The organism is Bacteroides sp. AR20 (genome assembly GCF_964250605.1).
GTDB classification, from domain to species: Bacteria; Bacteroidota; Bacteroidia; order Bacteroidales; family Bacteroidaceae; genus Bacteroides; species Bacteroides uniformis.
Genome location: NZ_CAXUGK010000019.1, coordinates 31,879 through 45,884 on the forward strand (window position 1 = coordinate 31,879; position 14,006 = coordinate 45,884).

At 47.7% G+C, this 14,006-nt stretch carries 9 protein-coding genes; 4 read left to right on the top strand and 5 right to left on the bottom strand.

What is annotated here, in order from left to right:
- Nucleotides 1-84: 84 nt before the first annotated feature.
- Genes ACESTD_RS11195 through ACESTD_RS11210 form a run of 4 tightly spaced genes read right to left on the bottom strand, consistent with a single transcriptional unit; the run spans nucleotide 85 to nucleotide 4,555 of the window.
- A complete protein-coding gene (locus ACESTD_RS11195) occupies nucleotides 85-1,791 on the bottom strand; it encodes an acyl-CoA dehydrogenase family protein (protein ID WP_005826256.1) in 1,707 nt (568 codons plus the stop codon).
- A 10-nt stretch (nucleotides 1,792-1,801) separates the two neighbouring features.
- On the bottom strand, nucleotides 1,802-2,623 hold the full coding sequence (locus ACESTD_RS11200) for a TonB family protein (RefSeq protein WP_373158873.1): 822 nt from the start codon (nucleotides 2,621-2,623) through the stop codon (nucleotides 1,802-1,804).
- Nucleotides 2,624-2,637: 14 nt separating this feature from the next.
- Nucleotides 2,638-3,657, bottom strand: a complete 1,020-nt coding sequence (locus ACESTD_RS11205; RefSeq protein ID WP_005826260.1) for an electron transfer flavoprotein subunit alpha/FixB family protein — start codon at nucleotides 3,655-3,657, stop codon at nucleotides 2,638-2,640.
- A 4-nt stretch (nucleotides 3,658-3,661) separates the two neighbouring features.
- On the bottom strand, nucleotides 3,662-4,555 hold the full coding sequence (locus tag ACESTD_RS11210; RefSeq protein WP_005826262.1) for an electron transfer flavoprotein subunit beta/FixA family protein: 894 nt from the start codon (nucleotides 4,553-4,555) through the stop codon (nucleotides 3,662-3,664).
- Between the two features lie 336 nt (nucleotides 4,556-4,891).
- Here ACESTD_RS11210 and ACESTD_RS11215 point away from each other — a divergent pair, with 336 nt between their 5' ends.
- A complete protein-coding gene (locus tag ACESTD_RS11215; RefSeq protein ID WP_005826266.1) occupies nucleotides 4,892-6,652 on the top strand; it encodes a 1-deoxy-D-xylulose-5-phosphate synthase in 1,761 nt (586 codons plus the stop codon).
- Nucleotides 6,653-6,696: 44 nt separating this feature from the next.
- On the opposite strand, the gene ACESTD_RS11220 is transcribed toward ACESTD_RS11215, so the two are convergent.
- Nucleotides 6,697-7,896, bottom strand: a complete 1,200-nt coding sequence (locus ACESTD_RS11220) for an aminopeptidase C (RefSeq protein WP_034525503.1) — start codon at nucleotides 7,894-7,896, stop codon at nucleotides 6,697-6,699.
- A gap of 95 nt (nucleotides 7,897-7,991) precedes the next feature.
- On the opposite strand from ACESTD_RS11220, the gene ACESTD_RS11225 reads away from it, so the two are divergent.
- The 3 genes from ACESTD_RS11225 to ACESTD_RS11235 all read left to right on the top strand — a co-directional run bounded on the left by ACESTD_RS11225 (nucleotide 7,992) and on the right by ACESTD_RS11235 (nucleotide 13,977).
- Nucleotides 7,992-8,843, top strand: a complete 852-nt coding sequence (locus ACESTD_RS11225; RefSeq protein ID WP_008663962.1) for a patatin family protein — start codon at nucleotides 7,992-7,994, stop codon at nucleotides 8,841-8,843.
- A gap of 258 nt (nucleotides 8,844-9,101) precedes the next feature.
- On the top strand, nucleotides 9,102-12,173 hold the full coding sequence (locus tag ACESTD_RS11230; protein ID WP_373158874.1) for a SusC/RagA family TonB-linked outer membrane protein: 3,072 nt from the start codon (nucleotides 9,102-9,104) through the stop codon (nucleotides 12,171-12,173).
- Between the two features lie 19 nt (nucleotides 12,174-12,192).
- The gene (locus ACESTD_RS11235; protein ID WP_008663960.1) at nucleotides 12,193-13,977 is read left to right on the top strand and encodes a RagB/SusD family nutrient uptake outer membrane protein; all 1,785 of its coding nucleotides are present in this window, start codon (nucleotides 12,193-12,195) and stop codon (nucleotides 13,975-13,977) included.
- The last annotated feature ends 29 nt before the right edge of the window (nucleotides 13,978-14,006 follow it).

Below are 14,006 nucleotides of genomic sequence, written 5' to 3' on the forward strand. Positions count from 1 at the left end.
AGGAAGTATTTCAGAAAAAACAAGCGGGCACCGGAGTAGCTAAACTCCGGTGCCCGCTATATTTGCCTTGTCCAAGCAATGCGTTTATTTGCGGTAGCTTTCCAGCTCTTCTGCCTTGAACTTACGGATGAAGTTAAAGTGTTTTTCCACTTCAGCTTCTGCGTAGTTCACATACACCAGAGCCGACTTGCCGAACAGTTCGGGAGCCTTTGTCGCGTCCTGAATGATGAGGTGCGACATGATACATACCGCAGCCATCTCATAGAGGCGACGTGCCACGAAGTCCAGCAATTCCTGATTCTGTGCCTCTTTCACCGCATTGGTGCAGGCTTCGAACTTGTTGGTCATCTCTTTGATGCGGTCCATCAACGGTTGCATTTCTTCGCTGCACGGCACTTGCTCGTAGTCGCGCAAGGTGGCAGAGTATGAGCCGTTTGTTACATAGCGGATAGCAGCTACGGTCTGCAACTGAGTAGTACCTTCGTAGATAGAAGTGATACGTGCATCACGATAGATACGTTGGCAAGCATACTCCAGCATGAAGCCCGAACCGCCGTGAATCTGGATGCTGTCGTAAGCATTCTGATTGGCATATTCAGAGTTCATACCTTTTGCCAGCGGAGTGAAGGCGTCGGCAAGTTTGGCATACTTCTTTTGTTCCTGGCGTTCTTCCGGAGTCAGTTTGCGTTCGCGAGCAATGTCGTCCAGCGCTTTGTAGATGTCAACGTAGCGGGAAGTCTGGTACAGCAAGGAGCGTCCTGCATCCAACTTGGCTTTCATAATAGCCAGCATGTCATATACAGCCGGGAATTCGATGATAGCCTTGCCGAACTGCTTGCGGTCTTTGGCATAAGCCAGACCTTCGTTGTAGGCAGCTTGTGAAAGGCCTACCGACTGTGCGGCAATACCCAGACGGGCACCGTTCATCAAAGCCATAACGTATTTAATCAAACCAAGCTTGCGGTCGCCGCAAAGTTCTGCCTTTGCATTCTTGTAAACCAGCTCGCAGGTGGGAGAACCGTGGATACCCAGCTTGTTCTCAATGCGGCGCACGTCTACACCGCCTTCATTCTTATCGTAGATGAACATGGACAAGCCACGTCCGTCTTTGGTACCCTCTTCTGAACGTGCCAGTACGAGGTGGAGATTGGCGTCACCGTTAGTAATAAAACGCTTCACGCCGTTCAGGCGCCAGCAGTTGTTGGCCTCGTCATAGGTTGCTTTCAGCATTACGCTCTGCAAGTCGGAACCGGCATCCGGTTCTGTCAGGTCCATAGACATGGTCTCTCCGGCGCAGACACGCGGTATAAAACGGCTGTGCTGGTCTTCGTTACCGAATTCGTAGAGCGTTTCGATACAGTCTTGCAGTGACCAGATGTTACCGAAACCGGCATCGGCGGCGGCAACGATTTCCGCACACATGGTGTACGGAGTAATCGGGAAGTTCAAGCCACCGAAACGGCGCGGCATGGTCATACCGTTCAATCCGGCTTTTACCATGGCGTCGAGGTTCTGCTTGGTGCCGCTGGCATATTCCACACGGCCGTTGGCACAGTGGGGACCTTCTTCGTCCACGCCCTCGGCATTGGGAGCGATAATCTCTCCGGTAATCTCTCCGGTGATTTCAAGTACCTTGTCAAAAGAGTCCATAGCATCCGCATAGTCCTGCGGGGCATAGTCATACTTGTCTTTGTCTTGGTAACCGCGTTCTTTCAGTTCGCAGATACGTTCCATCATCGAGTTGTTCAGATGATACTTCAATTCGGGAACTTCGGTATAAAAATTTGCCATAATTTCTTGGTTATTTAGGTATTCTGAAGTATAGGGGTATGGTGAATTTCACTCGCTTGGCCTCTCCGTCCTGATAGCCGGGCGACCAGCGGTAGACGTCGGCAATGGCCTCGAAAGCGCGTATGGCTTCTTTGTCGATGTCATAGCGCACGGACTGGAGAATTTGGGGATGGGTCATCTTGCCTTCTTCGTCTACAACGAATCGCAGGATTACCCTTCCTTCTGCCTTTTGCTTCCAGGCGTCTTCCGGATATTTGGTAACATTGGCCACCAGTTTCATGAGGTTCTCTATTTCACCGGGGAAGGATGGAAACACGAAATACGGCTGATGTTCCATTTCAGTTCCGTGCTCGTCGAACATTTTTCCACCGGTACACTGATTCTCTGAATAGTGTTCCTCTCTACGGAGTTTCCCGTCGGGATAGTACTGCAGGAGTGTTCCGTCAAGTTTACCATCGCTGTAGCTCCGGGCCAGATGTATGGCACCGTCGGGATAATACACCATGGTCTGCCCCTCCAGGCGGTTGTCTCTATATACTTCTGTCAGGCTGTCCTTGCCATTTGCATAGAATGATGTATGCAGGCCTTCCCTTATCCTTTTGCGGGGATTGCTTTTGTATTCGGAGAAATGCCAGACATCCTTCTTTTGTCCTTCCAAAGCATACTCTTCCACCTTGATGCACTTCTTGTTTATCTTGGAAACAAGAGCATACTTGACTGCCTGGATGGAGTCGTCCGTCCATTGGTAATTCTTGTCCAACCAGAGCTTTTCTTGAGCGATAGCGGAAGATATACCTGAAAGAAGAACAAATATAAGAATCAGCCCTTTCATGATTACCTTTATTGTTATTTACTGTGTGATTTATAATATTTTATCATCTTCGGGATAACCTCTTCCACCGTACCGTTGATGACATAGTCGGCAATCGTATTGATGGGAGCGTTCTCGTCATTGTTGATGGAGATGATAATACCACTTTCCTGCATACCGGCAATGTGCTGGATTTGTCCGCTGATGCCGCAAGCAATATACAGTTTGGGGCGGACAGTGACACCGGTCTGGCCAATCTGGCGGTCATGGTCGGCATAACCGGCATCGACGGCAGCACGGCTGGCGCCTACCTCTGCATGGAGTTCTTTGGCAAGCTCGAACAACATGTCAAAACCTTCCTTGCTTCCCATGCCGTAGCCGCCGGCAATCACGATGGGAGCGCCTTTCAGGTTGTGTTTTGCCTTTTCTACGTGGCGGTCGATGACTTTTACCACATAATCCGTCTCGGGCACGTACTTGGCAACGTCGTGGTTGATGACTTCGCCCTTATAGTCAGCGTCCAGTATCTCTTTCTTCATCACGCCTTCGCGAACGGTTGCCATCTGCGGACGGTGCTCGGGATTCACAATCGTGGCAACGATGTTACCGCCGAATGCGGGACGGATTTGATACAGCAGGTTCTCGTAAACCTTGCCTTCCTTCTTGTCTTCGTGGTTGCCGATTTCCAGTGAGGTACAGTCGGCAGTCAGTCCGCTGGTCAAAGCGGAAGAAACGCGCGGGCCGAGGTCGCGACCGATAACGGTGGCGCCCATCAGGCAGATTTGCGGCTTTTCTTCTTTGAACAAATTGATGAGGACAGAGGAGTGGGGAAGGGAAGTATAGGGGAACAAGCCCGGAGCGTCGAATACGTGGAGTTTGTCTACTCCGAAGGGCAATACTTGCTTTTCAATGCCTGCCAGATTGTTGCCGGCAGCAACTGCCTCCAGTTGACAGCCCAACTGATTGGCTAATTTACGACCTTTGGTCAAGAGTTCGAGACTGACGTCGGCAACTGTTGTGCCTTCTATCTCTAAATATACAAATACATTATTCATAATCTTATCCTATCGTATGGTTAGCTAACAGTTCAACAATCAAATCTTCCACATCCTTGTCGCTGCCTGTCAGCGTTTTGCTTTCTTTGGCCTGGAATGAGATGTTCTGAATGGTCTTCACCTTGGTAGGCGAACCGCTCAGACCGCATTGTGCAAGGTCGCCGTTCACGTCGGCAACACTCCATTCCGTGATGTTCAGATAGGGATATTTCTCGTAGAGGCCGGCGTAGGCAAGCTCAGCGCCTTCCTTGGTGATGGCAGCTTTTTCCTGGGCACCGAGGGCGCGTTTGTACTTCTGCACCAGTTTGGCATTGCGCGGGCGGCAGGGAGCGGCACTTCCGTTTACGGTGATGACTATGGGCAGGGGAGCCTCAACGGTTTCCACACCACCATCGATATGACGTTTCACGGTAATTTTCTTGGCGGCTTTATCCACGTTCAGAATCTCTTCTGCGTAGGTCACTTGCGTCAGCCCCAGCTTTTCGGCAACCTGCGGGCCTACTTGGGCGGTATCACCGTCGATGGCCTGGCGTCCGCCGATGATGACGTCATAGTCGCCTATCTTCTTGATGGCTGTGGCAAGGGCATACGAAGTGGCAAGCGTATCGGCACCTGCAAAGGCGCGGTCGGTCAGCAGATAGCCGTTGTCGGCACCACGGTAAAGTCCTTCACGAATAACTTCGGCTGCACGTCCCGGTCCCATGGTCAGGATGGTAACGGTGGAGCCCGGATGTTCATCTTTCAGTCGGAGAGCCTGTTCAAGAGCGTTCAGGTCCTCGGGGTTGAAGATGGCAGGGAGTGCCGCGCGGTTGATGGTTCCGTCGGCTTTCATGGCATCTTTCCCAACGTTGCGTGTGTCGGGAACTTGTTTTGCCAATACAACAATTTTCAAACTCATGCTATTAATTATTAGTATTAGTATTTCTTTGTATGTCAGTACCGGGAATAGGAGTAGTAGAATCCTGCTACTGAAATTGGCCGGTTAACTCATTATCAGCCTGCAAATTTACGGAAAGAGTTGGGTTTGACAAGAAAATGGGGTGAAAAATGCACAAGTTGAGGGATTTTGCGCAAATATCAGTTGGCTCTATATCTGTAAAAAAGGTAATAAAACCGGTAATTTATCTACCTTTCCGTTCCCGTTTCCTCTGTACTTTTGCAGCGTCCGGATGAGGTCTGCATAACGGGCAGCATCGGATAAACAAGCATTGCTACTTAAACGTTATTATAGAATATGTATATTGAAAAAGTAAATTCCCCTGCTGACGTGAAAAAGTTATCAGTCAGCGAAATGAACGGATTGGGTGGAGAAATCCGCCAGGTGTTGTTAAACAAGTTAAGCTCCCACGGAGGACACGTAGGTCCCAACCTGGGAATGGTAGAAGCCACCATAGCCCTGCATTACGTGTTCGATTCACCAACGGACAAGATAGTCTATGACGTGTCTCACCAAAGTTATACCCATAAGATATTGACAGGTCGCCGGGCAGCGTTTATGAATGCGGATGAGTATGACGAAGTCTCCGGATATTCCGAACCGTCGGAAAGCGAGCATGACTTCTTCGTCATCGGGCATACCTCTACCTCCGTCAGTCTGGCAAGCGGGCTTGCCAAGGCGCGTGACCTGAAGGGGGAGGCGGGTAATGTGATTGCCGTCATCGGCGATGGCTCGTTGAGTGGAGGTGAAGCCTTCGAAGGATTGAATGTAGGTGCCGAACTGGGCACGAACTTCATCGTCATTGTCAACGATAACCAGATGTCCATTGCCGAGAATCATGGCGGGCTATACCGCAATCTGCAACAGTTACGCGAAACGGAGGGGCAGGCTCCCTGCAACTATTTTAAGGCAATGGGATATGATTATCTCTATGTGAAGGATGGCAATGACGTGGAGCAATTGATAGAGGCTTTCCGTGAAGTGAAGGACAAGAAGCATCCGGTTGTGGTACATATCAATACCTTGAAAGGTAAGGGATACAAATTGGCGGAAGAGCAAAAAGAACGTTTCCATTACAGTGTTCCGTTCGACCTTGAAACCGGCAATCTGACCGGTGAGTCTGGAGAGGGTGAAGACTATGCCGACCTTACCGCCGGTTATTTGTTGCAGGAGATGAAGAAAGACCCGACTGTGGTGGGCATCACCGCAGGTACACCTACGGTATTTGGCTTTACACCGGAGCGCCGCAAGGAGGCAGGGCGGCAGTTCATCGATATGGGCATTGCCGAAGAGCAGGCTGTTGCCATGGCTTCTGCCATTGCTGCCGGAGGTGGAAAACCGGTATTCGGGGTCTACAGCACCTTTATCCAGCGCGCCTACGACCAGTTGTCCCAGGATCTTTGCATCAACAATAATCCTGCACTGATTCTTGTCTTCTGGGGAAGCTTATCGAGTATGAATGATGTTACCCATCTTTGTCTTTTTGATATTCCGGTCATCGGTAATATTCCGAATATGGTTTATCTGGCACCTACTTGTCGTGAGGAGTATATGGCAATGCTGGAGTGGGGCATCCGTCAAACGGAACATCCGGTTGCCATTCGCGTGCCGGCCAATGGGGTTGTCCGCAGGAATGTAGAACCGGAGAAGGATTACGGCAAGACGCTGAACCGTTATGAGGTGTCCCATCGTGGAGAGAAGGTCGCCATATTGGGACTGGGCTCTTTCTATCAGTTGGGCGAAGCCGTGGCTGCCCGGTTGAAGGAAGAGAAAGGAGTGGATGCCACGCTTGTCAATCCTCGCTACATCACGGGTGTGGACGAGGCTTTGCTCGATGACCTGAAGCGCGACCATACACTGGTCATTACTCTTGAGGACGGAGTGCTGGACGGTGGCTTTGGCGAGAAGATTGCCCGTTATTACGGTCCGTCGGATATGAAGGTACTGAACTATGGTGTGAAGAAAGAGTTTATCGACCGTTACGATGTGGAGGAGCAGTTGAAGAAGAACCGGTTGACGGTTCCGCAGATTGTGGAAGATATCTGTAGGATTTGGTAAGAATTGAAAAAGGAGATGCATCAAACTGCATCTCCTTCTTTTATTTATTTAATACCCAGTTTCTTGGCAATATCCTTAGGCAGTGCATCCTTGTGCACAATGATGTTCATTGTTTTATAGCGCACGAAAGCTTTGGAAGCATACCACAGTCCTTTGTACTTTCCGGCTTCACCCCAAGAGTTCTTTACCATATAGTATTCGTTGCCTTCCTGGTCTTTGGCTATACCGTAAATCAGCATACCGTGGTCGTCAGTAGTTTCCCAGTTGTCGTATGCCAGCTGGCGCTCTTCTTGTGTGCACCACTTCTGCGGTTGAGGCTTGCTGTTCAGTTTCTTTTCTTCGGGTTTCATTTTCAGCCAGTGTGCCATGTCCGAACCGCTCAGTTCTTGCACCTTTTCTGCATCGGGCATTACGGCTATACCGTCGCGTGTGAAGCCTTGTTCGCTTACGTCACTACCCCATGCAATGGTGTAACCCTTATTGATAGCGTTGTCAAACACTTCCATCAACTCGTCGATAGGCAAGTTGTAGGAAGAAGCCCAACGCCAGTTGTCTTGTATTTCCAGGACGAACGGCTGGTAGAAGGGATGGTGGGTATAGGAAGTCAGTGAGATATAGTCATCTGCATTCAGTCCGGTAGATTCATAGAAAGACTTCGGAGTATATTCCTTGCCTTTGTAGGTGAACTTCTCGGGACGTTCGCCCAGATAGATGTCGTGGATGGCAGTGATGGCCTTCTTCCAAAGCGGGTTATTTTCCTTGTCTGCTTGCAGGCTGCGGTGTCTTCCCTTGGCAATGGCTGCCACTACGGCATCAGATACGGCTGTCAATTCGGTGTGGTTGCTCAGCGTGTCGCCATACATAACGCCCGGACGCATTTCCTCTTCGGGCACCAGACCGAAAGTTTTCATACCATAAATTACATCGTAGAACGAACCGCCTTGTGAGAACGAAACGTCACCATGTGTACGCACTGCCTTGTCGGCACGGTCCAGATAGGTGTTGTGTACGATAAACATTTCAGAAAAGTCGTATTCGCCTTTGCCCATGCGGAGCAGTTCGGATTCGATGAATGCCAGTCCGGAATAGCACCAGCATGTACCGGCACGGTTTTGGTTCTTAACAGAAGTGATAGGATTTTCTTTTACGGTTGTAAAAATGAAACCTTCCTCTTTCGGAGTGTCTTGTGCTATTGTGTTTAAACTTAATAAACCCAATGCAGCCATCAGTATTGATTTCTTCATCATAATTAAAATGTTATAGATTTATAGTTGCAACTGCAAATATAGATAGAATATCGTAAACAAAAGCTATCTTTGGAGCGTTAATTCTGACACTTATGGAGAAAATAATACGTATCGACGACCATAGCGGTCTTGTTTTGGAGGGCGGCGGTATGCGCGGCGTCTTCACTTGCGGTGTGCTCGACAGCTTTATGGATCGTGGCATTCGCTTTCCCTATACCATCGGCGTCAGTGCCGGAGCCTGCAACGGACTTTCTTATATGTCCGGTCAGCGCGGGCGTGCCAAGTACAGCAATATCGACTTGCTGGAAAAATACAATTACATCGGATTGAAGTATCTGTTGAAGAAGCGGAATATCATGGATTTCGACTTGTTGTTCCAGGAGTTTCCGGAACACATACTTCCCTACGACTACGAGGCATACTTTCATTGTCCCGAACGCTATGTGATGGTAACTACCAACTGCGAGACGGGCGAAGCGAACTATTTTGAGGAGAAGCGGAGTAAAGAGCGCGTCATTGATATTGTGCGTGCTTCGAGCAGTCTGCCGTTTGTCTGTCCCATTACCTACGTGGACAACATCCCGATGCTGGATGGAGGTATTGTGGACAGTATCCCTTTGATGCGTGCCCGTCAGGATGGATTTACCAATAATGTGGTGGTGTTGACGCGCAATCATGGGTACCGTAAGGAAATTCAGGGAACGAAGGTTCCACCTTTTATATATAAGAAATATCCGCTATTGCGTGAAGCCATCAACCGCCGCAGCATTGTCTATAATCAACAGTTGGAGCAGGTGGAACGGATGGAAGCCGCCGGGGAAATCGTTGTGATCCGTCCACAGAAGCCGGTAGTGGTAGACCGCATCGAGCGTGACATCAAGAAGCTGACGGAGCTTTATGAAGAAGGATACCGGTGTGCGGAACAGTTTGCTTTTCGTTTTTGATTCTGAGAGAGTATACTATGAGAGCTGGTGCAATTAGCATCTGCTCCCATATTGTTTTCATTCTTTTCTATTAATTTGCTGCTAAAGCTAAAGTTTATTTAGCAAAAAACACGCGTAGAATACCTTTAGAAAGGGGATGTATCAAAAATACCACCTTTCGTAACATTTGTTATAGGTGCAAATCCTGGTTTCGCTTAATTTTGCTGACACAAAACTCAATTGCAGAATTGGTTTATTATTAACTTTAAATTAATAGATATGTTGAAAAGCATTAGTCTCAGGCTTTGCACACTAATTGTGCTTCTTTTTGTGGGCATTCTTTCCTTTGCCCAGCAAGTTCAGGTAAAAGGTACTGTCGTTGAAAAATCGAGTGGTGAATCCATTATCGGTGCTTCTGTCATGGAAGTAGGTTCCAACAGCAATGGAACAATTACGGATATTGATGGAAATTTCACGCTGTCTGTAACTTCCGGTGCCACATTGTCCGTATCCTATATAGGATATAAAACCGTTACAGTAAAGGCACAGCCCACTTTACGCATTGAGTTGACGGAAGATTCCCAGTTGATTGATGAAGTAGTGGTGACCGGCTATATGTCCGAGAAGAAGGCCAGTTTGACCGGTTCGGTGGCTGTGGTCAAGATGAAGGATGTAGCAGATATTCCTACGGGAAATGTGTTGTCGAGCTTGCAGGGACGTGTTGCCGGTATGAACATTACGACTGACGGCACACCGGGCGGTGGAAATACTTCTACATTGGTCCGTGGTAAGTCATCTTTCCGAAATGATGCCAATTCCCCGCTTTATGTCATTGACGGTGTGATGACCCGTGAGAACATCTCGTCTATCCTTTCTTCCAATGATGTAGAATCCATTCAGGTATTGAAGGATGCCGCTTCCGCTTCTATTTATGGTGCACAGGCTGCCAATGGTGTGATTATCATTACTACCAAACGTGCCAAGAAAGGGGAGACCCGTGTGGATTTTGATATGTCGTTGACTTTGCAGACCTATCAATGTGGCTTTGATATGTTGAATGCAGATGAGTGGGGCCAGGTTTATTGGTCGGCTTATAAGTATGCCAATAATGGAGCTACGCCAAGCAGCGAAATATATGGTAATGGTGCAACTCCTCAACTTCAAGACTATATCGGCCTGAATGGAGCTAAAGTACATGCCGTTGATACGGATTGGCGCGATGTGGTTTATCGCACTGCCTTGATGCAGAATTACAGTGCGACACTTTCAAAGGGCTCTGACAATGGTGCCTTCTCGTTAGCGTTGAACTATCTCGACCATGACGGTCTGGTAGAGAATACGAATTTCCAGCGTATCAATACCCGCATCAGTTCTAACTATCATTATCTTGACAATCGCTTGCGCATCGGCGAGAACGTTGCTATCAATCGTTGGACACAGACCCTCAGTCCGGCCGGTGTAGATGAGAATGCCATCAAACAGCATCCTGCCAAGACGGTTTATGATGAGAATGGCAATTATAACGATGCCATCAATGATGTTTTGGGTGATGCCCCCAATATGGCACGTTTGTTGGAGAATGAAAAACAGAACAAACATGATTACTGGCGTATCTTTGGTAATGCATTCCTTGAAATTGAACCGATTAAGAACCTGGTGCTGAAAACCAATTTCGGTATGAATTATTATGATGAAACCAACAAAACTTTTGAGCCGGCATGGGCACGCGATGAGGTCAATAAGCTGACTCAATCATCCAACAAAAGACTGGATTGGGTATGGACCAATACCGTGACTTATAGCAAAGCTTTTGGAAAGAACAATCTGACTGCACTTCTTGGTACAGAAGCCAAGAAGAACCATTCGGAATCCATGTTCGGTTATGGTACGGGACTGGCTGTAGAAGATGAAGATTATATTTATCTCGACGGTGTGACTGCCGGTAAGAATGTAGGTGCCGGTGCTTCCAATTATGGCATGGTGTCTTACTTTGGTAAAGTGAATTATGATTATGAAGGACGGTATCTGGCTTCTGTTACGGTACGCCGTGATGCTTCTTCCCGCTTGGCAAAGGGTAATAATGTGGATTACTTCCCTTCAGTGTCGGCAGGCTGGCGCATTTCAAGTGAGAAGTTTATGGAAGCGACCAAGAATTGGTTGGCAGATTTGAAACTACGTGCTTCATGGGGTATCAATGGTAACGATATTATTGATAATGAGTCCCCCTATACTAAATACTTGATTAGTCTGAAGGATGCAAGCTACAACATGAACGGTGATGGAACGACTTTGGCTCCCGGTGGTTACAAAGTGAGGTCTACCAATCCCGATTTGAAGTGGGAGAGTACAAGACAACTCAATATTGGTGTGGACGCCGCTTTCCTGAATGGACGTCTGAGTGCTTCTCTCGATTATTTTGATAAGAAGACAAGTGATATGCTTGTAGAGAAACCGTATATTGCTGTCATTGGCGAGGGTGGTTACTGCTGGTATAATGGTGGTACGATGAACAATAAAGGTTTCGAGATGGCATTGACCTGGAATGATAAGGTGAAGGATTTCCAGTATAATGTAGCATTTAACCTTTCATATTACAAGAATGAAGTGACAGAGCTGTCGGAAGAAATTTACTATACTTATGGTGGCGGTAATGGTGTTGACAAGACCTTGGTTGGTCAACCGTTCGGTTCATGGATGGGCTTCAAGACAGATGGAGTGTTCCGTACCCAGCAGGAGGTGGATGAGTATAAATCCAAATATAATGTACAGTTTGGCGCTCCCGGAGTAGGACGTATTAAATACGTGGATGCTGATGGTAACGGTACGATTGATACGAACGACCGTGTATGGTTGGGGTCTGACAATCCGAAAGTGATTGCAGGTCTGAATCTTGGGGCATCTTGGAAAGGCTTTGACCTCAGCATGTTCTTCAACGGTATGATTCGTGATGCCTATAACAACTCCAAATATTATACGGATTTGTTCCAATGCTGGACCGGTAATCATTCTACCCGCCTGCTCGATGCCATGCATGCCTACGAGAACTTTGAAAAGACGGGTGTTTACAATAGCAGTGTACCTGCTTTAACCACCCTTAACAGCAACAATGAGCACGAAGTTTCTGAGTTCTATATTGAAAATGGTTCGTATATCAAGCTGAAAAGCCTGACATTGGGTTACACGCTTCCTAAAGCAGCTCTCGACAAGATGAAGATGCGTCATGCGCGCATTTATTTCCAGGCTCAGAATTTGTTTACGATTACCGGTTATACGGGTGCCGACCCTGAAGGTCTGGGCTATCCTTATCCGTTGCCCCGTACGTTCTCTTTGGGATTATCATTTGGTTTCTAAACTTTAAAACTATACTATTATGAAATTGAAACATTTATATATGCTTGGCGCAGTAGCGCTGATGACTGCAAGCTGTAATGAAGACCGTTTCCTGGATTTGAAGCCCCAGGGTAGCTTGAACGAAGATATTATGACTTCTACAGAAGGTGCCGACCTTTTAGTGAATGCCGCGTATGCTGCTTTGGGTGGTCCCGAGGGACAGAGTTGGAGTGTATGGTGTCATCCTACTTCCAATTGGACTTATGGTGAGGTGCGTTCGGATAATGCCTATAAAGGCGGTGGTGGTGTCGGTGACCTTAATGAAGTGCACCGTATGGAGACATTTGATATGGATGCAACCAATGGATTCTTGGACAGCAAGTGGTATCATCTATATTGCAGTGTACAGCGTTGTAACTCTGCATTGCGCGTACTGAATGCTGCAACAGATGAGCAGGTAAACGGACGTGTATCCCGCATTGCGGAGATGAAAGTGCTTCGTGCCCATTATTATTTTGAATTAAGCCGCCTTTTCAACAAGATACCTTATTTTGATGAGAACGTTGAGATTTCCCAATATCCGGATATTCCGAACAATGAGTTTACCCGTGACGAGATTCTGAGTATGCTGGCCAAGGAGATGCTTGATGCCGCCGAACAGCTTCCTGCATCACAGCCGGAGGTAGGGCGTATTCATAAATACATAGCACTGGCCTATGCGGCTAAAATCAAGCTGTACCAGGCGTATCAGCAAGATGAGATTACGCATGCCGTAACTTCCATCAATAAAGAGCTGCTGAGGGAAGTCGTTTCGCTTTGCGACCAAGTGACTGCCAGCAACCGTTACGGTTTGCTTGACGATTTCCAGGGATTGGATTTAGTAACTAATGAAAACGGTAAAGAATCTGTTTTTGCCATTCAATATTCCATGAATGACGGTACCGAAAGTGCCGGCCGCATCAACTGGAGCAATCTGTTGAATTCTCCGGGTGGAGGCAGCCCTTACGGAGGTGACGGTTTCTTCCTGCCCAGTCAAGATCTGATAAATGCTTACCAGACAGATGCAAACGGTCTGCCCGATTTTAATTATCAGTCAAAGTCTGATTATAGTTGGGCGGTATTGAACAATGGGGTTTATACTTTACAAAACACGACTCCCAATGTAGACCCGCGTCTCGATTTTGTTGTGGGCCGTCCTACTATAACTTGGAAAACTTATCCGGACAAGCCGTGTGAGGGATGGGTGCGTGATAAGGATACTTATGGCTATAATTGCGCGAAGCGCTTCTGGGTTTCTCCGGAAAGTAGTGATATGTTTAATGGCTGGCCTTGGGGGGCTTCACAGTTGAACTGGCAGATTATACGTTACGCGGATATTCTTCTTTGGAAAGCTGAGGCTCTTATTGAACTCAATGAAGGCAATGGACTCGAAACTGCCCGTGATTTGATTAATCAGATACGCAATCGTGCCCGGAACAGCGCCTATGTAAAGGATTTCAACGACCATTCCAAATATGCGGCCAACTACCTTGTCAATCCTTATCCTGCTGATGTCTGGAATCAGGATTATGCCCGTCAGGCCCTCCGTTGGGAAACACGTCTGGAGAAGGCTTTGGAAGGTGAACGTTTCTTCGACCTAGTCCGTTGGGGCATAGTGGAAACAACCATGAACAAGTACATTACCGCGGAGTCGGACAATCGCATTTATTATGCCAATGCGCACTTTACGGGTGGAAAGGATGAGTATTATCCGGTTCCGAACAATCAATACGGATTTTCTGGAGGCAAGTATGTACAGAATCCCGGTTATGCTCCGTTCAACTAATTATATTTTGAAATAAAAACGTAAGGGAG